At 62.9% G+C, this 23,893-nt stretch carries 21 protein-coding genes; all 21 read left to right on the top strand.

What is annotated here, in order from left to right; genetic code table 11:
- Positions 1-96: 96 nt before the first annotated feature.
- The 21 genes from QMX89_RS20615 (at position 97) to nuoN (ending at position 23,766) form a co-directional block, all read left to right on the top strand.
- Positions 97-537 carry an NUDIX hydrolase gene (locus QMX89_RS20615; RefSeq protein ID WP_049860102.1) on the top strand — a complete coding sequence of 147 codons (441 nt, stop codon included), beginning with the start codon at positions 97-99 and terminating at the stop codon, positions 535-537.
- A gap of 59 nt (positions 538-596) precedes the next feature.
- On the top strand, positions 597-1,718 hold the full coding sequence (gene mnmA / locus QMX89_RS20620) for a tRNA 2-thiouridine(34) synthase MnmA (protein WP_282349666.1): 1,122 nt from the start codon (positions 597-599) through the stop codon (positions 1,716-1,718).
- Positions 1,715-2,335, top strand: coding sequence for a high frequency lysogenization protein HflD (gene hflD / locus QMX89_RS20625; RefSeq protein WP_056842492.1), 621 nt, complete (start codon positions 1,715-1,717; stop codon positions 2,333-2,335). Before mnmA ends, hflD begins: the two co-directional genes overlap by 4 nt.
- Positions 2,336-2,424: 89 nt before the next feature.
- On the top strand, positions 2,425-3,795 hold the full coding sequence (gene purB, locus QMX89_RS20630) for an adenylosuccinate lyase (protein WP_282349668.1): 1,371 nt from the start codon (positions 2,425-2,427) through the stop codon (positions 3,793-3,795).
- Positions 3,796-3,879: 84 nt separating this feature from the next.
- Entirely contained in the window at positions 3,880-5,049 is a 1,170-nt protein-coding gene (locus tag QMX89_RS20635) for a cupin domain-containing protein (RefSeq protein WP_049860098.1), read from the top strand.
- Positions 5,042-5,467 carry a GNAT family N-acetyltransferase gene (locus QMX89_RS20640; RefSeq protein WP_282349670.1) on the top strand — a complete coding sequence of 142 codons (426 nt, stop codon included), beginning with the start codon at positions 5,042-5,044 and terminating at the stop codon, positions 5,465-5,467. Before QMX89_RS20635 ends, QMX89_RS20640 begins: the two co-directional genes overlap by 8 nt.
- A gap of 192 nt (positions 5,468-5,659) precedes the next feature.
- On the top strand, positions 5,660-6,415 hold the full coding sequence (locus QMX89_RS20645) for a secretin N-terminal domain-containing protein (RefSeq protein ID WP_049860220.1): 756 nt from the start codon (positions 5,660-5,662) through the stop codon (positions 6,413-6,415).
- A 278-nt stretch (positions 6,416-6,693) separates the two neighbouring features.
- Positions 6,694-8,019 (top strand): isocitrate lyase, encoded by a 1,326-nt coding sequence (gene aceA / locus QMX89_RS20650; protein WP_282349673.1) that lies wholly within the window; start codon positions 6,694-6,696, stop codon positions 8,017-8,019.
- A gap of 782 nt (positions 8,020-8,801) precedes the next feature.
- Complete coding sequence (locus tag QMX89_RS20655) at positions 8,802-9,215, top strand: NADH-quinone oxidoreductase subunit A (RefSeq protein WP_043190089.1); 414 nt, start codon at positions 8,802-8,804, stop codon at positions 9,213-9,215.
- Positions 9,216-9,225: 10 nt separating this feature from the next.
- Positions 9,226-9,900 carry an NADH-quinone oxidoreductase subunit B gene (locus QMX89_RS20660; protein ID WP_043190091.1) on the top strand — a complete coding sequence of 225 codons (675 nt, stop codon included), beginning with the start codon at positions 9,226-9,228 and terminating at the stop codon, positions 9,898-9,900.
- Positions 9,901-9,977: 77 nt separating this feature from the next.
- Positions 9,978-11,765, top strand: a complete 1,788-nt coding sequence (gene nuoC / locus QMX89_RS20665; RefSeq protein ID WP_282349674.1) for an NADH-quinone oxidoreductase subunit C/D — start codon at positions 9,978-9,980, stop codon at positions 11,763-11,765.
- 2 nt (positions 11,766-11,767) lie between these two features.
- A complete protein-coding gene (gene nuoE, locus QMX89_RS20670; protein ID WP_049860093.1) occupies positions 11,768-12,265 on the top strand; it encodes an NADH-quinone oxidoreductase subunit NuoE in 498 nt (165 codons plus the stop codon).
- Positions 12,262-13,620 carry an NADH-quinone oxidoreductase subunit NuoF gene (gene nuoF, locus QMX89_RS20675; protein WP_049860092.1) on the top strand — a complete coding sequence of 453 codons (1,359 nt, stop codon included), beginning with the start codon at positions 12,262-12,264 and terminating at the stop codon, positions 13,618-13,620. The genes nuoE and nuoF overlap by 4 nt, the downstream gene beginning before the upstream one ends.
- 130 nt (positions 13,621-13,750) lie before the next feature.
- The gene (nuoG, locus tag QMX89_RS20680) at positions 13,751-16,468 is read left to right on the top strand and encodes an NADH-quinone oxidoreductase subunit NuoG (RefSeq protein ID WP_282349675.1); all 2,718 of its coding nucleotides are present in this window, start codon (positions 13,751-13,753) and stop codon (positions 16,466-16,468) included.
- Positions 16,465-17,472, top strand: a complete 1,008-nt coding sequence (gene nuoH / locus QMX89_RS20685; RefSeq protein WP_043190106.1) for an NADH-quinone oxidoreductase subunit NuoH — start codon at positions 16,465-16,467, stop codon at positions 17,470-17,472. Before nuoG ends, nuoH begins: the two co-directional genes overlap by 4 nt.
- 11 nt (positions 17,473-17,483) lie before the next feature.
- Positions 17,484-18,032: an NADH-quinone oxidoreductase subunit NuoI gene (nuoI, locus tag QMX89_RS20690; RefSeq protein WP_043190109.1), complete on the top strand. Its 549-nt coding sequence runs from the start codon at positions 17,484-17,486 to the stop codon at positions 18,030-18,032.
- A gap of 9 nt (positions 18,033-18,041) precedes the next feature.
- Positions 18,042-18,539 carry an NADH-quinone oxidoreductase subunit J gene (gene nuoJ / locus QMX89_RS20695; RefSeq protein WP_049860090.1) on the top strand — a complete coding sequence of 166 codons (498 nt, stop codon included), beginning with the start codon at positions 18,042-18,044 and terminating at the stop codon, positions 18,537-18,539.
- Between the two features lie 4 nt (positions 18,540-18,543).
- Complete coding sequence (gene nuoK, locus QMX89_RS20700) at positions 18,544-18,852, top strand: NADH-quinone oxidoreductase subunit NuoK (RefSeq protein ID WP_043190115.1); 309 nt, start codon at positions 18,544-18,546, stop codon at positions 18,850-18,852.
- Positions 18,849-20,702, top strand: coding sequence for an NADH-quinone oxidoreductase subunit L (gene nuoL, locus QMX89_RS20705; RefSeq protein ID WP_282349676.1), 1,854 nt, complete (start codon positions 18,849-18,851; stop codon positions 20,700-20,702). Before nuoK ends, nuoL begins: the two co-directional genes overlap by 4 nt.
- A 39-nt stretch (positions 20,703-20,741) precedes the next feature.
- On the top strand, positions 20,742-22,274 hold the full coding sequence (nuoM, locus tag QMX89_RS20710) for an NADH-quinone oxidoreductase subunit M (protein ID WP_282349677.1): 1,533 nt from the start codon (positions 20,742-20,744) through the stop codon (positions 22,272-22,274).
- Between the two features lie 7 nt (positions 22,275-22,281).
- The gene (gene nuoN, locus QMX89_RS20715) at positions 22,282-23,766 is read left to right on the top strand and encodes an NADH-quinone oxidoreductase subunit NuoN (protein WP_282349679.1); all 1,485 of its coding nucleotides are present in this window, start codon (positions 22,282-22,284) and stop codon (positions 23,764-23,766) included.
- Positions 23,767-23,893 lie beyond the last annotated feature (127 nt).

A 23,893-nucleotide genomic window follows, 5' to 3' on the forward strand; every position in this document is an offset into this window, starting at 1 on the left:
AAAATGGAAACGCTAATTGGCTGCTGCACGGGGGGGCCTGTTCGGCGGCCGCGCCCCCCCCCTCCTACGAGGGCCCCATCAATAGGAGATTCCACCATGACCTGGCAACCCCACATCACCGTCGCCACCATCATCGAGGACGACGGGCGTTTTCTGTTCGTCGAGGAAATGAAAGGCGGACGGCTGGTGCTCAACCAGCCTGCCGGCCATCTGGAACCCGACGAAAATCTGCTGCAGGCTGCGCTGCGCGAAACGCTGGAAGAAACCGCCTGGGACGTCGAACTGACCGGTGTGGTGGGCGTGTACCTGTACACCGCGCCCAGCAACGGCGTGACCTACCAGCGCATCTGCTTCAGTGCACGCCCCTTGCACCTGAACCCCGAGCTCGAACTGGATCCGGACATCAGCGGCACCACCTGGCTGACCCGCGACGAGCTGGCCGCACAGGGCCATCGACTGCGCAGCGAGCTGGTCATGCAATGCCTGGACGACTACCTGAACGGACCGCTGCACAGCCTGGAGCTGATTCGCACCTGAGCGTTTTGCAGCTTACCCTGTTAGAATCGCGTCCTTTTCAGAGACCCCATCGAATCCCTATGCGTGAGCCAGCTCCCCGCCACTGTGCAAAGCAGCGCGTCATCGTCGGCATGTCCGGCGGCGTCGACTCGTCCGTGTCCGCCCTTCTGCTGATGGAGCAGGGTTACCACGTGGAAGGCCTGTTCATGAAGAACTGGGAAGAAGACGACGGAACCGAATACTGCACGGCGCGCGAGGACCTGGCGGACGCCCAGGCCGTCTGCGACAAGCTGGGCATCAAGCTACACACGGCCAACTTCGCCGCCGAATACTGGGACAACGTCTTCGAGCATTTCCTGGAAGAGTACAAGGCAGGCCGCACGCCGAACCCGGACATCCTGTGCAACCGCGAGATCAAGTTCAAGGCGTTCCTGGACTACGCGCTGATGCTGGGTGCCGACCTGATCGCCACCGGTCACTACGTGCGTCGCCGCGACATCCAGGGGCAGACCCAACTGCTCAAGGGCCTGGATCCGAACAAGGACCAGAGCTACTTCCTGCATGCCGTGGGTGGCGAGCAGATCGCCCGTACGCTGTTCCCCGTGGGCGAACTGGAAAAGCCGGAAGTGCGCGCGATTGCCGAGATGCACGGCCTGGCGACCGCCAAGAAAAAGGATTCCACCGGCATCTGCTTCATCGGCGAGCGACGCTTCAGCGATTTCCTCAAGCAGTATCTGCCGGCGCAGCCAGGCGAGATCAAGACCACCGACGGCGACGTCATTGGCCGCCACCATGGCTTGATGTATCACACCATCGGCCAGCGTCAGGGCCTGGGCATCGGCGGTTTGAAAGACGCTGGTGACGATCCCTGGTATGTGCTGATCAAGGACCTGGCCAACAACGAACTGATCGTCGGCCAGGGCAACGAACACCCGCTGCTGTTCTCCCGCGCCCTACTCGCCTCGGAAATCTATTGGGTGAACCCGGTGGACCTGACCGAACCGCGGCGCCTGACCGCCAAGGTCCGCTATCGGCAGAGCGACCAGGCCTGCACCCTGGAACAGACCGCCGAAGGCTATCGGGCGGTGTTCGACGAGCCGCAACGGGCGGTCACTCCGGGTCAGTCGGTGGTGTTCTACGACGGCGAAATCTGCCTGGGCGGCGGCGTCATCGAAGCCGCCGAGCCCTGGAGCCAGTCATGAACAACCTGCAGGAACAACTGGTAGCGCTGGGTGCGGTGTTCCAGGCGGCCGTGCTGGTCGACCGGATCGCCAAGACCGGTTCCGCCGCCGAGGCCGAGGTTGCCTGCCTGCTGGGCAGCCTGCTGGTGGTCGATCCGCAGAATACGCTGCAAGTCTACGGTGGTGACGACAGCCATCTGCGCGAAGGCTATGGCGCGCTGTCCAGCGCACTGGAGCGTGACCCTGGCAGCCTGCAGCGCGAGCCGCTGCGCTATGCCCTGTCGATGCTGGGTCTGGAGCGGCAGCTGGCCAAACGCGGCGAGATGCTGGACATCATCGGCAAGCGCATCCCGCAGATCCAGAATCAGGTGGAGCATTTCGGCCAGGGCCATGAAAACGTCATCGCGGCCACCGGCGCGCTCTACCAGGACACCCTGAGCACACTGCGCCAGCGCATTCAGGTGCATGGCGATACGCGCCACCTGCAGCAACCCAACAACGCCTCGAAGATTCGCGCGCTGTTGCTGGCCGGCATTCGCTCGGCGCGGCTGTGGCGGCAACTGGGCGGGCATCGCTGGCAGCTGGTGATCAGCCGCCGCAAGTTGCTGCGAGAACTGTACCCCCTGATGCGCGGATGAACGGCCGAACGGTCGGCCCGCGCCGCCCAACCGGCTTTTTTCATGTATAATTCGCGCCCTTTTCAAAGCCCGACTGTCCGAGAATACCCATGCAGCTTTCTTCGCTCACTGCGGTTTCCCCTGTAGACGGCCGCTACGCCGGCAAAACCCAGGCCCTTCGTACCATCTTCAGCGAGTACGGCCTGATTCGCTTCCGCGCCCTGGTCGAGGTGCGCTGGTTGCAGCGCCTCGCCGCGCATCCGCAAATCGCCGAAGTACCGGCTTTCTCGGCAGAGGCCAACGCCGTGCTGGACGTGCTGGCCAGTGATTTCGCCCTGGAGCACGCCGAGCGCGTCAAGGAAATCGAGCGCACCACCAACCACGACGTCAAAGCCATCGAGTACCTGCTCAAGGAGCAGGCCGCCAAGCTGCCGGAGCTGGCCAAGGTCAGCGAGTTCATCCACTTCGCCTGCACCAGCGAGGACATCAACAACCTCTCCCACGCCCTGATGCTGCGCGAAGGCCGTGACGACGTCATGCTGCCGCTGATGCGCCAGATCGCCGAGTCCATCCGGGAACTGGCCCACCGCTTCGCCGACGTGCCGATGCTGTCGCGCACTCACGGCCAGCCCGCTTCGCCGACGACCCTGGGCAAGGAGCTGGCGAACGTGGTGTACCGCCTAGAGCGCCAGATCGCCCAGGTGGCAGCGGTACCGCTGCTGGGCAAGATCAACGGCGCGGTAGGCAACTACAACGCACACCTTTCGGCCTACCCGCAGATCGACTGGGAAGCCAACGCCCGCGCCTTCATCGAAGACCAGCTGGGCCTGGGCTTCAACCCCTATACCACGCAGATCGAGCCGCACGACTACATCGCCGAGCTGTTCGACGCGATCGCCCGTTTCAACACCATCCTCATCGACTTCGATCGCGACATCTGGGGCTACATCTCCCTGGGCTATTTCAAGCAGCGCACCATCGCGGGTGAAATCGGTTCCTCGACCATGCCGCACAAGGTCAACCCGATCGACTTCGAGAACTCGGAGGGCAACCTGGGCATCGCCAACGCGCTGTTCCAGCACCTGGCGAGCAAGCTGCCGATCTCGCGCTGGCAGCGCGACCTGACCGACTCCACCGTACTGCGCAACCTGGGTGTAGGCTTCGCCCACAGCGTCATCGCGTACGAGGCAAGTCTCAAGGGAATCAGCAAGTTGGAGATCAATACTCAACGCATTGCTGAAGATCTGGACGCGTGCTGGGAAGTGTTGGCCGAGCCGATTCAGACGGTCATGCGCCGCTACGACATCGAGAACCCCTACGAGAAGCTCAAGGAGCTGACTCGCGGCAAGGGCATCAGCCCTGAAGCCCTGCAGACCTTCATCGACGGCCTGGACATGCCCGACCAGGCCAAGGCCGAGCTCAAGCAGTTGACGCCAGCCAATTACATCGGCAATGCGGCCGCTCAGGCCAAACGCGTCTGACACTCGCCACCGACGCTTCGACGCCCGGCTTCGCCGGGCGTTTTTATTCCGGCTATAAAAGCAATATTATTCAGCAGGTTACACATGAAATCTAATACCCCACTTCAAATACTGGGCGGTCTGACTGCCGCTGAATTCCTTCGCGACTACTGGCAGAAAAAACCCCTGCTGGTGCGCCAGGCCTTTACCGATTTCGAAAACCCATTGAGCGCCGACGAGCTGGCCGGCCTGGCGCTGGAAGAAGAAGTCGAGTCGCGGATCGTCATCGAACATGGCGCCCAGCCATGGGAAATGCGTCGCGGCCCGTTCGCTGAAGATGAATTCAGCAAGCTGCCGGAAACCGAATGGACCTTGCTGGTCCAGGCTGTCGACCAGTTCGTGCCGGAAGTGGCCGAACTGCTCGAGCACTTCCGCTTTCTGCCGAGCTGGCGCATCGACGATGTGATGATCAGCTTCGCAGCGCCCGGCGGCGGTGTGGGCCCGCACTTCGACAACTACGATGTGTTCCTGCTGCAAGGCCTGGGCAAGCGCAACTGGAAGGTCGGGCAGATGTGCGACTCCCAGAGCCCGCTGCTCGATCATCCGGATCTGCGCATCCTGGCCGACTTCCAGCAGAGCGAAGAGTGGACGCTGGAGCCGGGCGACATGCTTTACCTGCCGCCGCGCCTGGCCCACTGTGGCGTGGCCGTGGACGACTGCATGACCTATTCGGTAGGTTTCCGCGCCCCGAGCGCAGCCGAAGTGCTGACCCACTTCACCGACTTCCTCAGCCAGTTCCTGCCGGACGAAGAACGCTACAGCGACGCCGATGCCGTGCCTGCGGTCGACCCCCACCAGATTCAGCACGACGCGCTGGACCGCCTCAAGCGCCTGCTGGCCGAGCACATGAGCGACGAGCGCCTGCTGCTGACCTGGTTCGGCCAGTTCATGACCGAACCACGCTACCCGGAGCTGGTGGCAGGTGAAGAAGTGGCCGAAGCCGATCTTCTGGCGGAGCTGGAACAGGGTGCCTTGCTGGTGCGCAACCCGAGCGCGCGCCTGGCCTGGTCGGAAGTCGACGAGGACCTGCTGTTGTTCGCCAGCGGCCAGAGCCGTCTGTTGCCGGGCGAGCTGCGCGATCTGCTGAAGTTGATCTGCGCGGCCGATGCCTTGCACATCGACAACCTGGGGCCGTGGATGAATGACGAGCAGGGTCGCGCGTTGCTTTGCGAGTTGGTGAAACAAGGGAGCCTGGGGTTCGCCATCGATGAATAGCATCGATGTGCGCGTGGCCGACTGGCACAAGGACAACCGAGACATCCGGCGCATTCGCGAGGCGGTGTTCATCGCCGAGCAGTCGATTCCGGCCGAACTCGAGTGGGACGAGGACGATCTCAGCGCGGTGCATTTCCTGGCCGTCGAAGGCGACTACGCGGTAGGTACCGCCCGCTTGCTCGCCGACGGCGAGATCGGTCGAGTCTCGGTGCTCAAGGATTGGCGCGGGCTGCGGGTGGGCGACAAACTGCTGCAAGCGGTCATCGCCCATGCCAATTCGCTGGGTCTGCACGAACAGAAGCTCAGCGCTCAGGTGCACGCCACGGTGTTCTATGAGCATCATGGCTTCCGCGTCGTCAGCGGCGAGTTTCTCGAAGCCGGCCTGCCCCATGTGGACATGGTCCGCACGCAGGATTGATCGCGCTGCGATCTGCCCGACAGACCCCAGCGCACCGTTCGCGACCACGGACCGCTTCTACAAGCAAGTATGCGTGAGACTTGTAGGAGCGGTCATCGGCCGCGAACCTACGCTGCGGGCTGTCTGATGCACCGCGACCGGCCGCTCCAGCGTGCCATACTGGTCCGCACACTCAATGCGGAGATCATGGACATGCCGCTGCACCTTCTGTTCGCCAGCCTGCTGTTGTGCCTCGGCACCGGGGCCAACGCCGCCACACAGGTCATGCCGCTTCACTATCGCACCAGTGCCGACATCCTCCCCATTGCCCAACAGCTGGTGGGACGTGACGGCACCGTCGCGGCCTATGGCAACCAGTTGGTGGTCAACGCCGAACCGGACAAGCTCGACGAACTTACCGCTTTGCTCGAACAGCTGGACAAGCCGGCGCGAAGGCTGCTGATCAGCGTCGACACCAGCGACAGCAATACGGCCAACCAGCGCGGCTATCGGGTCAACGGCGGCGGCACCACGCGCATCATCCAGTACGGCACCGACAACCGCAGCGGTGGCGTGCAGCAAGTACAGGCCAGCGAAGGCAGCCCTGCCCTGATCCAGATCGGCCAAAGCGTCCCGCTGACCACGGCCGGCACCGACGCCTATGGCCGCCTGCAAGCGCAGACCGAATACCGCGAGGTGACTCAAGGCTTCTACGTCACGGCCAGCCTGACCGGCGATGTAGTACACCTCAACATCGCTACAAACAACGACCGCATGAGCCAGGAACGGGCCGACGTGGTCAACGTGCAAAGCACTCAATCCACTCTCAGCGGTCGGCTCGGCGAATGGATCACCGTGGCTGGGATGAACGAACATTCGAGCATCAATCAGCAAGGCATCGCCCGCCAGTACAGCACTCAAGGCCGAAACGACACCACCGTGCGCGTGAAAGTCGACGCGCTGGATTGAGCCGATGGCCCGCCGCCTGCTCCAAAGACATGCGAACGACCAAGGCCCCGAAAACTGACCGCCCAGTCGCTGAATCGAAAGAGATGTAGTGCTTCTTATTTTTCACTACAAAACGTTTGACGTGCAGAAAATCCGTGGGGCATGATGGCCTCGCCCTCACCGAACCGTGTCCCTGCCCACCGGCAGGCGCAGGTTCGGCGAGCGCTGATCAAGTGTTCGGCACACGCAGCGCCTGGCGCAGCACCCCATCATCGAACCTATGCACGAGGTTTATCTCCATGGCACTGACACGCGAACAACAAGAAGCGGCCCTTGCAAAAGACTGGGCTGAAAACCCGCGCTGGAAAGGTGTAACGCGCAACTACTCGCCCGCCGACGTGGTCCGCCTGCGCGGCTCGGTTCAACCCGAGCACACGTTGGCCCGCCTTGGCGCGGAGAAGCTCTGGAACCTGGTGACCCAGGGCGCCAAGCCGTCATTCCGCCCCGACAAGGACTTCGTCAACTGCATGGGCGCGCTCACCGGCGGCCAGGCGGTGCAGCAGGTCAAGGCCGGCATTCAGGCCATCTACCTGTCGGGCTGGCAGGTGGCGGCCGACAATAACTCCGCCGAATCCATGTACCCCGACCAGTCGCTGTACCCGGTCGACTCGGTGCCGACCGTGGTCAAGCGCATCAACAACTCGTTTCGACGGGCCGACCAGATTCAGTGGAAAGCCGGCAAGAACCCAGGCGACCAGGGCTACATCGACTACTTCGCACCGATCGTGGCCGATGCCGAAGCCGGGTTCGGTGGCGTGCTCAATGCCTATGAACTGATGAAGAGCATGATCGAAGCAGGCGCCGCCGGCGTGCACTTCGAAGATCAGCTGGCTTCGGTGAAAAAATGCGGGCACATGGGCGGCAAGGTGCTGGTGCCGACCCAGGAGGCCGTACAGAAGCTCACCGCCGCTCGCCTGGCTGCGGACGTTGCCGGCGTGCCCACGATCATCCTGGCGCGGACCGATGCCAACGCGGCTGACCTGCTGACCTCGGACTGCGACCCTTACGACCAGCCGTTCGTGACGGGCACCCGTACGCCCGAGGGCTTCTACAAAGTGCGTGCCGGTCTGGATCAGGCGATCGCCCGCGGTTTGGCCTACGCGCCCTATGCCGATCTCATCTGGTGCGAAACCGCCAAGCCGGATCTGGACGAGGCACGCCGCTTCGCCGAGGCCATCAAGCGCGAGTACCCGGACCAGTTGCTCTCGTACAACTGCTCGCCGTCATTCAATTGGAAGAAGAACCTGGATGACGCAACCATCGCCAAATTCCAGCGCGAGCTGTCGGCGATGGGCTATAAGCACCAGTTCATCACCCTGGCCGGGATCCACAACATGTGGCACGGCATGTTCAGCCTGGCCCACGACTACGCGCGCAACGACATGACCGCATACGTGAAGCTGCAGGAGCAAGAGTTCGCCGATGCGAAAAAGGGCTACACCTTCGTGGCACACCAGCAGGAAGTGGGCACCGGCTACTTCGACGACATGACCACCGTGATCCAGGGCGGCGCCTCGTCGGTCACTGCACTCACCGGCTCCACCGAGGAAGAGCAGTTCCACTGATCACCCAGGCAAGCTGCTCCCTCAGGGGAGCAGTTGCCTCCCTGGGTAGCAGATATCCCTGTGGCAGCGGGCTCTGCCCGCGAAGGGTTCGGCGCGGTGTATCTGGTGGACCGCGGTGTGACCTTCGCGGGTAGAACCCGCTCCCACAAGGGGCTGCCATCGATCCTTGTGGGAGTGGGCTCTGCCTGCGAAGGGTTTGGCGCGGCGTATCTGGTGGACCGCAGCGTGGCCTTCACGGGTAGAACCCGCTCCCACAAGGGGCTGCCATCGATCCTTGTGGGAGTGGGCTCTGCCCGCGAAGGGTTTGGCGCGGTGTATCTGGCGGACCGCAGCGTGGCTTTCGCGGGTAGAACCCGCTCCCACAAGGGAGGGGGTGTGGTTTGGAGCCGTCGTGGCGAATGCCTGGCGGTTTTTTTTGCATGATCGATTGATCTGGCGCAATGCCGACAATCGAATATCCCAGTAAAACACTCAGCGCAGTTAATTATCCCAATTTGAACAACAGCACCAGTCCGTAAATGATATTAATTATCATTAAGATATAAGCACAGTGACGGTAAAAGCTTGTCAGCGTTGAATATTCTTCATCAACCCTGCCAAAACCCCAGCATGGGCTACATTGAATAAGCCTATGTGCGTAATGATACGAATTAATTTGCGATCCGAAATTTACTTGCCCGGCTTTTACCCATAAAATCACCGCGATCGATTCTGCTGCGACATATCGTCACTGCGACACTTCATTCAATTCAGCGGCCCAGGCCCCTGCCAAGGAAACCAGCATGCCCGATTCGACAGGACTCATCGCCCACAACTGGGGCTTTGCCATCTTCCTTCTCGGTGTTGCCGGTCTGTGCGCGTTCATGCTCGGGCTCTCCAGCCTGCTGGGCAGCAAAGCCTTCGGACGCAGCAAGAACGAACCCTTCGAATCCGGCATGCTGCCGGTCGGTAGCGCCCGTCTGCGCCTTTCCGCCAAATTCTATCTGGTCGCGATGCTGTTCGTGATCTTCGATATCGAAGCCCTCTTTCTCTTTGCCTGGTCTGTGTCCGTCCGCGAAAGCGGCTGGACCGGATTCGTCGAAGCTCTCGTTTTCATAGCAATTCTGTTGGCAGGTCTTGTCTACCTGTTCCGAGTGGGCGCCCTTGACTGGGCTCCGGAAGCTCGTCGCAAGCGGCAGGCGAAGCTGAAACAATGAGGCTTTGGCAATGCAATACAATCTCACCCGGATCGACCCCGATGCTCCCAACGAGCAGTATCCCATCGGCACCAGGGAAACTGTTTCCGACCCCCTAGAAGATCAGGTTCACAAGAACATCTTCATGGGCAAACTCGAAGACGTCCTCAGCGGCGCGGTCAACTGGGGTCGCAAGAACTCCCTGTGGCCGTACAACTTCGGTCTCTCGTGCTGCTACGTGGAAATGACCACGGCCTTCACGGCGCCCCACGACATCGCCCGCTTCGGCGCCGAAGTCATCCGGGCCTCGCCGCGTCAGGCCGACTTCATGGTCATCGCCGGCACCTGCTTCATCAAGATGGCGCCGATCATCCAGCGTCTCTACGAGCAGATGCTCGAACCCAAGTGGGTCATTTCCATGGGTTCGTGCGCCAACTCCGGTGGCATGTACGACATCTACTCGGTGGTTCAGGGGGTCGACAAGTTCCTCCCCGTGGACGTCTACGTGCCTGGCTGCCCGCCGCGCCCTGAAGCTTTCCTGCAAGGCCTGATGCTGTTGCAGGAGTCGATTGGCCAAGAGCGTCGCCCGCTGTCCTGGGTCGTCGGTGATCAAGGCGTGTACCGCGCCGAGATGCCGTCGCAGAAGGAACAGCGCCGCGAACAGCGTATCGCGGTAACCAACCTGCGCAGCCCCGACGAAGTCTGATCCAGCGCCTTCCACGCCTGCAGCGGCAGGCGAGAACCCTGGCTTCACACCGTAGTTGACCGATAGCGACCGAGACCATGACAACAGCGGACACCGCTCTGTATATCCCGCCTTACAAGGCTGACGACCAAGACGTGGTCGTCGAATTGAACCAGCGCTTTGGCCCCGAGGCCTTCCTCGCCCAGGAAACCCGCACCGGCATGCCGGTACTGTGGGTGGCCCGCGCCAAGCTGGTCGAGATCCTCACGTTCCTGCGCAACGTGCCCAAGCCCTACAGCATGCTGTACGACCTGCACGGTGTGGACGAGCGCCTGCGCACCCATCGTCGCGCGATCCCCAGCGCCGGCGACTTCACCTTGTTCTACCACCTGCTGTCGGTCGAACGTAACAGCGACGTCATGCTCAAGGTGGCCTTGAACGAAGGCGATCTGAACCTGCCGACGATCACCGGTATCTGGCCCAACGCCAACTGGTACGAGCGTGAAGTCTGGGACATGTTCGGTATCGACTTCGCCGGCCACCCGCACCTGTCGCGCATCATGATGCCGCCGACCTGGGAAGGCCATCCGCTGCGCAAGGACTACCCGGCGCGCGCGACCGAATTCGACCCCTACAGCCTGACCCTGGCCAAGCAGCAGCTGGAAGAGGAAGCCGCGCGCTTCAAGCCCGAAGACTGGGGCATGAAGCGTTCGGGCACCAACGAAGACTACATGTTCCTCAACCTGGGCCCGAACCACCCTTCGGCGCACGGCGCCTTCCGCATCATCCTGCAGCTGGACGGTGAAGAGATCGTCGACTGTGTGCCCGATATCGGCTACCACCACCGTGGCGCCGAGAAAATGGCCGAGCGCCAGTCGTGGCACAGCTTCATCCCCTACACCGACCGGATCGACTACCTGGGCGGGGTGATGAACAACCTGCCCTACGTGCTGGCAGTCGAGAAGCTGGCCGGCATCAAGGTGCCGCAGAAGGTCGACACCATCCGCATCATGATGGCCGAATTCTTCCGCATCACCAGCCACCTGCTGTTCCTGGGCACCTACATCCAGGACGTCGGCGCCATGACCCCGGTGTTCTTCACCTTCACCGACCGGCAGAAGGCCTACACGGTGATCGAAGCCATCACCGGTTTCCGCCTGCACCCGGCCTGGTACCGCATCGGCGGCGTCGCCCACGATCTGCCGCGCGGCTGGGAAAAGCTGGTCAAGGACTTCATCGAGTGGATGCCCAAGCGCCTCGACGAATACACCAAGGCCGCGCTGCAGAACAGCATCCTCAAGGGCCGCACCATCGGCGTTGCCGCCTACAACACCAAGGAAGCCTTGGAATGGGGCGTCACCGGTGCGGGGCTGCGTTCGACCGGTTGCGATTTCGACCTGCGCAAGGCGCGTCCGTATTCGGGCTACGAGAACTTCGAGTTCGAAGTGCCGCTGGCCCACAACGGCGACGCCTATGACCGCTGCATGGTACGCGTGGAAGAAATGCGCCAGAGCATCCGGATCATCGAACAGTGCATGCGCAACATGCCCGAAGGCCCGTACAAGGCGGATCATCCGCTGACCACGCCGCCGCCCAAGGAGCGCACGCTGCAGCACATCGAAACCTTGATCACGCACTTCCTGCAGGTTTCGTGGGGCCCGGTGATGCCGGCCAACGAATCCTTCCAGATGATCGAAGCGACCAAGGGCATCAACAGCTATTACCTGACGAGCGACGGCGGCACCATGAGCTACCGTACCCGCATACGCACCCCAAGCTACCCGCACCTGCAGCAGATCCCTTCGGTGATCAAAGGCAGCATGGTCGCGGACTTGATCGCGTACCTGGGTAGTATCGACTTCGTTATGGCCGACGTGGACCGCTAAGCATGAACAGCACGCTCATCCAGACAGACCGTTTCGCCTTGAGCGAAACCGAGCGCTCGGCCATCGAGCACGAGCTGCACCACTACGAAGACCCGCGCGCGGCGTCCATCGAAGCCCTCAAGATCGTCCAGAAGGAACGTGGCTGGGTCCCCGACGGCGCGTTGTACGCCATCGGCGAGATCCTGGGCATTCCGGCCAGTGACGTCGAAGGCGTGGCCACCTTCTATAGCCAGATTTTCCGCCAGCCTGTGGGCCGCCACATCATTCGCGTCTGCGACTCGATGGTCTGCTACATCGGTGGCCACGAGTCGGTGGTCAGCGAAATCCAGAGCAAGCTGGGCATCGGCCTGGGCCAGACCACCGCCGACGGCCGCTTCACCCTGCTGCCGGTGTGCTGCCTGGGCAACTGCGACAAGGCCCCGGCGCTGATGATCGACGACGATACCTTTGGCGATGTCCAGCCCGCTGGCGTGGCCCAACTGCTGGAGGGCTACGTATGAAGCTCACCTCGTTCGGCCCGGCCAATACCATTGCCCGCGCCGCTGAAACCCATCCGCTGACCTGGCGCCTGCGCGACGACGGCGAGCCGATCTGGCTTGACGAGTACCAGGCCAAGGACGGCTACGCCGCCGCCCGCAAGGCGTTCGCCGACATGTCGCAGGACGACATCGTGCAGACGGTGAAGGATTCGGGCCTCAAGGGCCGCGGCGGTGCGGGCTTCCCCACCGGCGTCAAATGGGGCCTGATGCCCAAAGACGAATCCATGAACATCCGCTACCTGCTGTGCAACGCGGATGAGATGGAACCTAATACCTGGAAAGACCGCATGCTCATGGAGCAGCAGCCTCATCTGCTGATCGAAGGCATGCTGATTTCCGCTCGTGCGCTGAAAGCCTATCGCGGCTACATCTTCCTGCGGGGCGAGTACACGACCGCCGCCAAGCACCTGAACCGCGCGGTGCAGGAAGCCAAGGCCGCCGGCCTGCTGGGCAAGAACATCCTGGGGTCGGGCTTCGACTTCGAGCTGTTCGTGCACACCGGCGCCGGGCGTTATATCTGCGGTGAAGAAACCGCCCTGATCAACTCCCTGGAAGGTCGCCGCGCCAACCCGCGCTCCAAGCCGCCCTTCCCTGCCGCCGTCGGCGTGTGGGGCAAGCCGACCTGTGTCAACAACGTCGAAACCCTGTGCAACGTGCCGGCCATCGTCGGCAACGGCATCGACTGGTACAAGTCGCTGGCTCGCGAAGGCAGTGAAGACCACGGCACCAAGCTGATGGGCTTCTCCGGCAAGGTCAAGAACCCCGGCCTGTGGGAGCTGCCGTTCGGCATCACCGCCCGCGAGCTGTTCGAAGACTATGCCGGTGGCATGCGCGACGGTTTCACCCTCAAGTGCTGGCAGCCCGGCGGCGCCGGTACCGGTTTCCTGTTGCCCGAACACCTGGATGCGCAGATGTACGCCGGCGGCATCGGCAAGGTCGGCACCCGGATGGGTACGGGCCTGGCCATGGCCGTGGACGACAGCGTCAACATGGTCTCGCTGCTGCGCAACATGGAAGAGTTCTTCGCCCGCGAGTCCTGTGGCTTCTGCACCCCTTGCCGTGACGGCTTGCCGTGGAGCGTCAAGCTGCTGCGCGCCATCGAGACCGGCAACGGCCAGCCGGGGGACATCGAAACCCTGCTGGGCCTGGTTGGTTTCCTCGGCCCCGGCAAGACCTTCTGTGCCCACGCGCCCGGTGCCGTGGAGCCCTTGGGCAGCGCGATCAAATATTTCCGTGCCGAGTTCGAGGCGGGCATCAAGCCCGTCACGCCGGGCAGCCTGACCCAGGTGGCCACCCCCACCATGGCCGGCGCCTGACTCGATGCACGCCCGGCGGCCCGTGCCGCCGGTATCGCCCGTTGACGCGCCATCGCTGGCTGCGCCGGGCGAATAACAAGATTTCCATTAGCCACGCCCGCTGACAACGGGCCAACGAAGAACTTGAACCATGGCCACTATCCACGTAGACGGCAAAGCGCTCGAGGTCGATGGCGCAGACAACCTGTTACAGGCCTGTCTGTCGCTGGGCCTCGACATCCCGTATTTCTGCTGGCACCCGGCGCTGGGCAGCGTCGGCGCCTGCCGCCAGTGCGCAGTCAAGCAGTACACCGACGAGAACGACACCCGTGGTCGCATCGTCATGTCGTGCATGACGCCTGCCACCGACAACACCTGGATCTCCATCGAAGACGAAGAATCCAAGGCCTTTCGCGCCAGTGTCGTCGAATGGCTGATGACCAACCACCCGCACGACTGCCCGGTGTGCGAGGAAGGCGGTCACTGCCACCTGCAAGACATGACCGTGATGACCGGTCACAACGAACGCCGCTATCGCTTCAGCAAACGCACCCACCAGAACCAGGAGCTGGGCCCGTTCATCGCGCACGAGATGAACCGCTGCATCGCCTGCTATCGCTGCGTGCGCTTCTATAAAGACTATGCCGGCGGCACCGACCTGGGCGTGTTCGGCGCCCACGACAACGTCTATTTCGGACGGGTCGAAGACGGCACCCTGGAAAGCGAGTTTTCCGGCAACCTCACCGAGGTCTGCCCGACCGGTGTGTTCACCGACAAGACCCACTCCGAGCGCTACAACCGCAAGTGGGACATGCAGTTCGCCCCAAGCATCTGCCACGGCTGCTCCAGTGGCTGCAACATCAGCCCGGGCGAGCGCTACGGTGAGCTGCGCCGTATCGAGAACCGCTACAACGGTTCGGTGAACCACTATTTCCTGTGCGACCGCGGCCGCTTCGGTTATGGCTACGTCAACCGCAAGGATCGTCCACGCCAGCCGCTGCTGGCCGAAGGCAACCGCAAGCTGGGCCTGGACGAGGCGCTGGACAAGGCCGCCGACCTGCTGCGTGGCCGCAACATCGTCGGCATCGGCTCGCCACGTGCCAGCCTGGAAAGCAACTACGCCCTGCTCGAACTGGTGGGTGCCCAGCACTTCTACAGCGGTATCGAAGCCGGCGAGCTTTCGCGCATCCGCCTGGCCTTGCAGGTGCTGCGCAGCAGCCCGCTGCCGATCCCGAGCCTGCGCGAGGTGGAAGACCACGACGCGGTGTTCGTGCTCGGTGAAGACCTGACCCAGACCGCGGCGCGCATGGCACTGGCACTGCGGCAATCGGTGAAAGGCAAGGCCGAGGCGATGGCCGAAGCCATGCGCGTGCAGCCATGGCTCGACGCCGCAGTGAAGAACATCGGTCAGCACGAGCTGAACCCGCTGTTTATCGCCAGCCTGACCGACACCAAACTCGACGACGTCGCCGAAGAGTGCGTCCACGCCGCGCCGGAAGATCTGGCGCGCATCGGGTTTGCCGTCGCCCACGCGATCGACCCGAGCGCACCGGCGGTGACCGGTCTGGACAGTGAAGCCCTGGAACTGGCGCAGCGTATCGCCGATGCCCTGGTGGCGGCCAAGCGTCCGCTGATCGTCAGTGGGACTTCGCTGGGTTGCAACGCCCTGATCGAAGCCGCAGGCAATATCGCCAAGGCCTTGAAGGGCCGCGACAAGGCCGGTTCGCTGAGCCTGATCGTCCCGGAAGCCAACAGCATGGGCCTGGCGATGCTCGGCGGCGACTCGGTCGACGACGCACTGCAGGCCGTGATCGATGGCCATGCCGACGCGCTGGTGATCCTCGAAAACGACCTCTACACCCGTGTCGACGCTGCCAAGGTCGACGCTGCGCTGAACGCCGCCAAGGTGGTCATCGTTGCCGACCACCAGCACACCCGTACCGTCGAGCGCGCCCATCTGGTCCTGCCGGCCGCCAGCTTCGCCGAAGGCGATGGCACCCTGGTCAGCCAGGAGGGCCGCGCCCAGCGATTCTTCCAGGTGTTCGACCCGGTCTACCTGGATTCCAGCATCCTGATCCACGAAGGCTGGCGCTGGTTGCACGCGCTGCGCAGCACCTTGCTGAACAAGCCGGTGGACTGGACTCAGCTCGATCACGTGACCGCCGCGGTGGCCAACAGCGCACCGCAACTGGCGCGCATCGTCGATGCCGCGCCGTCGGCCTCGTTCCGCATCAAGGGCCTGAAGCTGGCCCGCGAACCGCTGCGCTACAGCGGCCGTACCGCCATGCGCGCCAACATCAGCGTGCACGAGCCGCGGACACCGCAAGATACCGATACGGCGTTCTCGTTCTCCATGGAAGGCTACTCGGGCTCCGTCGAACCGCGTCAGCAGGTGCCGTTCGCCTGGTCGCCGGGCTGGAACTCGCCGCAGGCCTGGAACAAGTTCCAGGATGAAGTGGGTGGTCACCTGCGTGCCGGTGACCCCGGTACGCGCCTGATCGAAAGCCAGGGCGACGGCCTCGGCTGGTTCGCCAGCGTTCCCGGCGCGTTCTCCCCGGCGCGCGGTACCTGGCAAGCCGTGCCGTTCTACCACCTGTTCGGCAGCGAGGAGAATTCCTCGCGCGCCGCGCCGGTACAGGAGCGCATTCCCCAGGCCTACGTGGCCCTGGCCAAGTCCGAAGCCGACCGCCTGGGCGTCAACGACGGTGCCCTGCTCAGCCTGACCGTGGCCGGCCAGGCCTTGCGCCTGCCGCTGCGCATCAGCGAAGAACTGGGCGCAGGCCTGGTGGGCTTGCCCGCCGGCCTGGCCGGGATTCCGCCGGCATTCGCCGGCGCGTCCGTCGAAGGCCTGCAGGAGGCAGCACAATGACCTGGTTCACCCCTGAAGTGATCGACATCATCATCGGTGTGGTCAAGGCCCTGGTCATCATGCTGGCGGTCGTCATCTGCGGCGCGCTGCTCAGCTTCGTCGAGCGTCGCCTGCTGGGCTGGTGGCAGGATCGCTACGGCCCGAACCGGGTCGGTCCGTTCGGCATGTTCCAGATCGCGGCCGACATGCTGAAGATGTTCTTCAAGGAAGACTGGAACCCGCCCTTCGTCGACAAGGTGATCTTCACCCTGGCGCCGGTGGTGGCCATGAGCGCCCTGCTGATCGCCTTCGCGATCATCCCGATCACCCCTACCTGGGGCGTGGCCGACCTGAACATCGGGCTGCTGTTCTTCTTCGCCATGGCCGGCCTGTCGGTGTATGCCGTCTTGTTCGCCGGTTGGGCGAGCAACAACAAGTACGCCCTCCTGGGCAGCTTGCGGGCTTCCGCGCAGACCGTGTCGTACGAAGTGTTCATGGGCCTGTCGCTGATGGGCATCGTGATCCAGGCCGGCTCCTTCAACATGCGCGACATCGTCGAGTACCAGGCGCAGAACCTGTGGTTCATCATTCCGCAGTTCTTCGGCTTCTGTACCTTCTTCGTCGCAGGCGTAGCCGTGACGCACCGTCACCCGTTCGACCAACCTGAGGCCGAGCAGGAACTGGCCGACGGCTACCACATCGAATACGCCGGCATGAAATGGGGCATGTTCTTCGTGGGTGAATACATCGGCATCATCCTCATCTCGGCCCTGCTGGTGACGCTGTTCTTCGGCGGCTGGCACGGTCCCTTCGGGATCCTGCCGCAACTGTCGTTCGTCTGGTTCGCACTGAAAACCGCGTTCTTCATCATGCTGTTCGTCCTACTGCGCGCTTCCATCCCGCGCCCTCGGTACGACCAGGTAATGGATTTCAGCTGGAAGTTCTGCCTGCCACTGACCCTGATCAACATGCTGGTGACCGCCGCGATCGTGTTGTTGAACACGCCCGCCGGCACGGTTCAGTGAGGAATTGACCCATGTTCAAATATATCGGTGACATCGTAAAAGGAACGGGCACGCAGCTGCGCAGCCTGATCATGGTCTTCGGCCATGGATTCCGTAAGCGCGACACCCTGCAATACCCCGAGCAAGCCGTGTACCTGCCGCCGCGCTACCGCGGCCGCATCGTGCTGACCCGCGATCCCGACGGCGAAGAGCGCTGCGTGGCCTGCAACCTGTGCGCGGTGGCCTGCCCGGTAGGCTGCATCTCGCTGCAGAAAGCAGAAACCGAGGACGGTCGCTGGTACCCGGACTTCTTCCGGATCAACTTCTCGCGCTGCATCTTCTGCGGCCTGTGCGAAGAAGCCTGCCCGACCACCGCGATCCAGCTCACGCCGGACTTCGAGATGGCCGAGTTCAAGCGCCAGGACCTGGTGTACGAGAAGGAAGACCTGCTGATCTCCGGACCTGGCAAGAACCCCGACTACAACTTCTATCGCGTGGCCGGTATGGCCGTCGCCGGCAAGCCCAAAGGCGCCGCGCAGAACGAAGCCCAGCCGATCAACGTGAAGAGCTTGCTCCCTTAAGGAAGAAAGATGGAATTCGCTTTCTATTTCGCGTCGGGTATCGCGGTGGTGTCCACCCTCAGGGTGATCACCAATACCAACCCCGTGCACGCCCTGCTCTATCTGATCATCTCGTTGATCGCCGTTGCCATGACCTTCTTCGCCCTGGGCGCACCGTTCGCCGGTGTGCTCGAAGTGATCGCCTACGCCGGCGCCATCATGGTGCTGTTCGTCTTCGTGGTGATGATGCTCAACCTGGGCCCTGCCTCGGTGCAGCAGGAACGGGTGTGGCTCAAGCCCGGTATCTGGGCAGGTCCGGTCTTCCTCGGTGCACTGCTGCTGCTCGAACTGCTGTACGTGCTGTTCGCCAATCCCAGCGCTGCCGGTATCGGTCAGACCACGGTCGACGCCAAGGCCGTCGGCATCAGCCTGTTCGGGCCTTACCTGCTGGTGGTCGAACTGGCGTCGATGCTGCTGCTCGCCGCAGCAGTGACGGCGTTCCACCTCGGCCGCACGGAAAAGGAGTAAACAGATGCCCGCTATCCCTCTAGAGCATGGCCTGGCAGTCGCCGGCATCCTGTTCACCCTCGGTCTGGTCGGCCTGATGGTCCGCCGTAACATTCTTTTCGTGTTGATGAGTCTGGAAATCATGATGAACGCCTCTGCCCTGGCGTTCATCGTGGCCGGCGCGCGCTGGGGTCAGCCCGATGGACAGATCATGTTCATCCTGGTGATCACCCTGGCAGCGGCCGAGGCCTCGATTGGCCTGGCGATCCTGATGCAGCTGTATCGCCGCTTCCACACGCTCGACATCGACGCTGCCAGTGAGATGCGCGGATGAACCTGATCTTTCTGACCTTCGTATTCCCGCTGATCGGCTTCTTGCTGCTGTCGTTCTCCCGCGGGCGCTTCTCGGAAAACCTCTCGGCGCTGATCGGCGTCGGCTCCATCGGCCTGTCGGCGATCGTCGCCGCCTACGTCATCTGGCAGTTCAACGTTGCTCCACCGGAAGGTGGCGTATACACCCAACTGCTGTGGCGCTGGATGTCGGTGGACGGGTTCGAACCCAACTTCACCCTGTACCTGGACGGCCTGTCGATCACCATGCTCGGCGTGGTGGTAGGCGTGGGTTTCCTGATCCACCTGTTCGCCTCCTGGTACATGCGCGGTGAAGAGGGCTACTCGCGCTTCTTCGCCTACACCAACCTGTTCATTGCCAGCATGCTGTTCCTGATCCTGGGCGACAACCTGCTGTTCATCTACTTCGGTTGGGAAGGCGTGGGCCTGTGCTCGTACCTGTTGATCGGTTTCTACTACGGCAACCGCAACAACGGCAACGCGGCGCTCAAGGCGTTCATCGTCACTCGCATCGGCGACGTGTTCATGGCCATCGGCCTGTTCATCCTGTTCCAGCAACTGGGTACCCTGAACATTCAGGAGCTGCTGGTGCGTGCGCCCGAGCACTTCAAGGTCGGCGATTTCTGGATCGTCCTGGCCACGCTGATGCTGCTCGGTGGCGCCGTGGGTAAATCCGCGCAACTACCCCTGCAGACCTGGCTGGCAGACGCCATGGCCGGTCCTACTCCGGTGTCGGCACTGATCCACGCCGCAACCATGGTGACCGCAGGCGTCTACCTGATCGCCCGGACCCACGGCCTGTTCGCCCTGGCCCCGGACATTCTGCATCTGGTGGGCGTGGTCGGTGGTGTCACCCTGGTACTGGCCGGCTTCGCCGCGCTCGTGCAGACCGACATCAAGCGCATCCTGGCCTATTCGACCATGAGCCAGATCGGCTACATGTTCCTGGCGCTGGGCGTTGGCGCCTGGGACGGCGCGATCTTCCACCTGATGACCCACGCCTTCTTCAAGGCGCTGCTGTTCCTCGCCTCCGGTGCCGTGATCGTCGCCTGTCACCACGAGCAGAACATCTTCAAGATGGGCGGCCTGTGGAAGAAGCTGCCGCTGGCCTACGCCAGCTTCATCGTCGGCGGTTCGGCCCTGGCGGCCCTGCCATTGCTGACGGCCGGCTTCTACTCCAAGGACGAGATCCTCTGGGAAGCCTTCGCCAGCGGCAACAGTGGCTTGCTGTACGCCGGTCTGGTGGGTGCGTTCATGACCTCGCTGTACACCTTCCGCCTGATCTTCATCACCTTCCACGGCGAAGCCAAGACCGAGGCCCATGCCGGCCACGGGGTTGCCCACTGGCTGCCGTTGGGCGTGCTGATCGTGCTGTCGACCTTCATCGGTGCCTGGATCCATCCGCCATTGGCCGGTGTGCTGCCGCAGAGCGTCGGCCATGCCGGTGGCGAAGCCAAGCACAGCCTGGAGATCGCGTCGGGCGCCATCGCCCTGGCCGGTATCCTGCTGGCAGCCATGCTGTTCCTCGGCAAGCGCAGCTTCGCCACGTCGGTGGCCAACAGCGGTATCGGCCGGATGCTGTCGGCCTGGTGGTTCGCCGCCTGGGGCTTCGACTGGATCTACGACAAGCTGTTCGTCAAACCTTATCTGTTGATCAGCCACCTGTTGCGCAAGGACCCGGTCGACCAGGTGATTGGCTTGATCCCGCGTACGGCCAAGGGCGGCAACAACGCCATGAGCCGTACCGAGACTGGTCAGTTGCGCTGGTATGCCGCTTCGATCGCCGCGGGCGCCGTGCTGGTGCTCGGCGCTGTCGTGCTGGCGGCGGTCTGATATGAATCCTGTGACTTTGCGAAAGGAAACGAGCCCGTCATGATTTTGCCCTGGCTGATCCTGATCCCCTTCATCGGCGGCCTTCTGTGCTGGGTAGCGGAGCGCAGCAGCGCTACCCTGCCCCGCTGGATCGCCTTGCTGACCATGTCCCTGGAACTTGCTCTCGGCCTCTGGCTGTGGGCCCATGGCGACTACACCCTGGCCCCTGCACCCGGTGGCGAACCGGCCTGGGCCTATGAGTTCAAGCTCAACTGGATCCAGCGCTTCGGCATCAGCTTACACCTGGCACTGGACGGCCTGTCGCTGCTGATGATTCTGCTCACCGGCCTGCTGGGCATGCTCTCGGTGCTGTGTTCGTGGAAAGAGATCCAGCGCCACGTCGGCTTTTTCCACCTCAACCTGATGTGGATCCTGGGCGGCGTGGTCGGTGTGTTCCTGGCACTGGACCTGTTCCTGTTCTTCTTCTTCTGGGAAATGATGCTGGTGCCGATGTATTTCCTCATCGCGCTCTGGGGTCACAGCTCCTCGGACGGCAAGAAGACCCGGATCTATGCCGCGACCAAGTTCTTCATCTTCACTCAGGCCAGCGGCTTGATCATGCTGGTGGCGATCCTGGGCCTGGTGCTGTTCAACTACAGCAACACCGGCGTGATGACCTTCAACTACAGCGACCTGCTCAAGGCTCAGTTGCCGGAACATGTCGAATACCTGCTGATGCTGGGCTTCTTCATCGCCTTCGCGGTAAAGCTGCCAGTAGTGCCTTTCCACTCCTGGCTGCCGGATGCCCACGCCCAGGCGCCGACCGCCGGCTCCGTGGACCTGGCCGGTATCCTGCTGAAAACCGCGGCCTACGGCATCCTGCGCTTCGCTTTGCCGCTGTTCCCCAATGCCTCGGCGGAATTCGCACCCATCGCCATGACCCTGGGCCTGATCGGTATTTTCTACGGTGCCTTCCTCGCGTTCGCGCAGACCGACATCAAGCGCCTGATCGCCTTCTCCAGCGTCTCGCACATGGGCTTCGTGCTGATCGGTATCTACTCCGGTACCCAGCAGGCCTTGCAGGGCGCCGTGGTGCAGATGCTGGCCCACGGTTTGTCGGCCGCCGCGCTGTTCATCCTCAGCGGTCAACTGTACGAGCGCCTGCACACCCGTGACATGCGTGAAATGGGCGGTCTGTGGTCGCGCATCGCCTACCTGCCGGCGGTCAGCCTGTTCTTCGCGGCCGCCTCGCTGGGCCTGCCTGGTACCGGCAACTTCGTCGGCGAGTTCCTGATCCTTTTGGGCAGCTTCACCGTGGCACCGTGGATCACCGCCGTTGCCACCTCCGGCCTGGTGTTCGGCTCGGTGTACTCGCTGATCATGATCCACCGTGCCTATTTCGGCCCTTCCAAGTCGGACGCGGTACTGGCCGGCATGGACAACCGCGAACTGATCATGGTGCTGGGCCTTGCGGGCCTGCTGATTCTGCTTGGCGTCTACCCGCAGCCCTTCCTCGATACTTCCGCCGCCACCATGACCGGTGTGCAGCAGTGGTTCGGCACCGCCTTCACTCAACTCGCTTCGGCCCGGTAAGAGCGCTATGGACCTGACGATTCAACACTTTATTGCGCTTGCGCCGCTACTGATCACCACGGTCACCGTCGTTGCGGTGATGCTGGCGATCGCCTGGCGGCGCAACCATTCGCAAACCTTCCTGCTCTCGTGCGCAGGGCTGAACCTGGCGCTGCTGTCGATCTTGCCGGTGCTCAAGCTCACGCCCATCACCGTCACGCCGCTGCTGCAGGTGGACAATTTCGCCGCGCTGTACATGGCGCTGATCCTGGTGGCGACGCTGGCCTGCGTGACCCTGGCCCACGCCTACCTGGGCGATGGTTCCTCAGGCTACCCGGGCAACCGCGAAGAGCTTTACCTGCTGATCCTGATGGCGGCCCTGGGTGGGCTGGTACTGGTCTGCGCGCAGCACCTTGCCGGTCTGTTCATCGGCCTGGAGCTGCTGTCGGTGCCGACCTACGGGTTGATCGCCTACGCCTTCTTCAACAAGCGTTCGCTGGAAGGCGGCATCAAGTACATGGTGCTGTCGGCCGCAGGTTCGGCGTTCCTGCTGTTCGGCATGGCGCTGCTGTACGCCGATGCCGGCAGCCTGAGCTTTTCGGGCATCGGCCTGGCGCTGGCCGCCACCGGCGTGCCGAGTGCGCTGGCACAGTTGGGCCTGGCCATGATGCTGGTTGGTCTGGCGTTCAAACTCTCGCTGGTGCCCTTCCACCTGTGGACGCCGGACGTGTACGAAGGCGCCCCTGCACCTGTTGCCGCTTTTCTGGCAACAGCCAGCAAGGTCGCGGTGTTCGCCGTGGTGGTGCGTCTGTTCCAGCTCTCGCCAGCCGCCAGCAGTGGTGTGCTCAGCGATGTGCTGGCGGTGATCGCGGTGGCTTCGATCCTGATCGGCAACCTGCTGGCGGTGACCCAGAGCAACCTCAAGCGCCTGCTGGGTTACTCCTCCATCGCCCACTTCGGTTACCTGTTGATCGCACTGGTTGCCAGCAAGGGCCTGGCCTTGGAAGCCATCGGTGTCTATCTGGTCACCTACGTGATCACCAGCCTGGGTGCCTTCGGCGTGATCACCCTGATGTCCTCGCCCTACAACGGTCGCGACGCCGACGCGCTGTACGAATACCGCGGCCTGTTCTGGCGCCGTCCATACCTCACCGCCGTGCTGACCGTGATGATGCTATCGCTGGCCGGCATTCCGCTGACGGCCGGCTTCATCGGCAAGTTCTACATCATCGCCACGGGCGTCGAATCGCAGCTATGGTGGCTGACCGGCGCGCTGGTGATCGGTAGCGCCATCGGTGTCTTCTACTACCTGCGGGTGATGGTGACTCTGTACCTGATGGAGAAAAACCTGCGCCGCACCGATGCCCCGCTGAAGTGGGAACAGCGCACCGGTGGCGTGATGCTGCTGGCAATCGCGGTACTGGCATTCCTCCTCGGCGTGTACCCGCAACCGCTGCTGGAGCTGGTGCAACACGCCGGTTTCCAGTTGGGTTCGGTGGTGTCGAAAGGCTGAAGACTGACTGCATGAAAAAAACCCGCTTCGGCGGGTTTTTTTCTGGGTGTTAGTGGGGGCCTCTTCGCGGGCAGAGAGCTCGCCGCCCGCCCCGCTCCCACAGGTTTTCATTTTGTGGGAGCGGGGG

The sequence above is a fragment of the Pseudomonas sp. PS01301 genome, from assembly GCF_029960215.1.
Lineage (GTDB): Bacteria > Pseudomonadota > Gammaproteobacteria > Pseudomonadales > Pseudomonadaceae > Aquipseudomonas > Aquipseudomonas coleopterorum.

Excerpts from the sequence above, each read along its gene's own strand:
- hflD (WP_056842492.1), top strand. The coding sequence starts at position 1,715 with ATGAACAACCTGCAGGAACAACTGGTAGCGCTGGGTGCGGTGTTCCAG.
- aceA (WP_282349673.1), top strand. The coding sequence starts at position 6,694 with ATGGCACTGACACGCGAACAACAAGAAGCGGCCCTTGCAAAAGACTGG.
- nuoN (WP_282349679.1), top strand. The coding sequence starts at position 22,282 with ATGGACCTGACGATTCAACACTTTATTGCGCTTGCGCCGCTACTGATC.
- QMX89_RS20660 (WP_043190091.1), top strand. The coding sequence starts at position 9,226 with ATGCAATACAATCTCACCCGGATCGACCCCGATGCTCCCAACGAGCAG.
- mnmA (WP_282349666.1), top strand. The coding sequence starts at position 597 with ATGCGTGAGCCAGCTCCCCGCCACTGTGCAAAGCAGCGCGTCATCGTC.
- nuoI (WP_043190109.1), top strand. The coding sequence starts at position 17,484 with ATGTTCAAATATATCGGTGACATCGTAAAAGGAACGGGCACGCAGCTG.
- nuoM (WP_282349677.1), top strand. The coding sequence starts at position 20,742 with ATGATTTTGCCCTGGCTGATCCTGATCCCCTTCATCGGCGGCCTTCTG.
- nuoL (WP_282349676.1), top strand. The coding sequence starts at position 18,849 with ATGAACCTGATCTTTCTGACCTTCGTATTCCCGCTGATCGGCTTCTTG.
- nuoC (WP_282349674.1), top strand. The coding sequence starts at position 9,978 with ATGACAACAGCGGACACCGCTCTGTATATCCCGCCTTACAAGGCTGAC.
- QMX89_RS20645 (WP_049860220.1), top strand. The coding sequence starts at position 5,660 with ATGCCGCTGCACCTTCTGTTCGCCAGCCTGCTGTTGTGCCTCGGCACC.
- QMX89_RS20640 (WP_282349670.1), top strand. The coding sequence starts at position 5,042 with ATGAATAGCATCGATGTGCGCGTGGCCGACTGGCACAAGGACAACCGA.
- QMX89_RS20635 (WP_049860098.1), top strand. The coding sequence starts at position 3,880 with ATGAAATCTAATACCCCACTTCAAATACTGGGCGGTCTGACTGCCGCT.
- nuoJ (WP_049860090.1), top strand. The coding sequence starts at position 18,042 with ATGGAATTCGCTTTCTATTTCGCGTCGGGTATCGCGGTGGTGTCCACC.
- purB (WP_282349668.1), top strand. The coding sequence starts at position 2,425 with ATGCAGCTTTCTTCGCTCACTGCGGTTTCCCCTGTAGACGGCCGCTAC.
- nuoK (WP_043190115.1), top strand. The coding sequence starts at position 18,544 with ATGCCCGCTATCCCTCTAGAGCATGGCCTGGCAGTCGCCGGCATCCTG.
- nuoE (WP_049860093.1), top strand. The coding sequence starts at position 11,768 with ATGAACAGCACGCTCATCCAGACAGACCGTTTCGCCTTGAGCGAAACC.
- nuoH (WP_043190106.1), top strand. The coding sequence starts at position 16,465 with ATGACCTGGTTCACCCCTGAAGTGATCGACATCATCATCGGTGTGGTC.
- QMX89_RS20615 (WP_049860102.1), top strand. The coding sequence starts at position 97 with ATGACCTGGCAACCCCACATCACCGTCGCCACCATCATCGAGGACGAC.
- nuoG (WP_282349675.1), top strand. The coding sequence starts at position 13,751 with ATGGCCACTATCCACGTAGACGGCAAAGCGCTCGAGGTCGATGGCGCA.
- QMX89_RS20655 (WP_043190089.1), top strand. The coding sequence starts at position 8,802 with ATGCCCGATTCGACAGGACTCATCGCCCACAACTGGGGCTTTGCCATC.
- nuoF (WP_049860092.1), top strand. The coding sequence starts at position 12,262 with ATGAAGCTCACCTCGTTCGGCCCGGCCAATACCATTGCCCGCGCCGCT.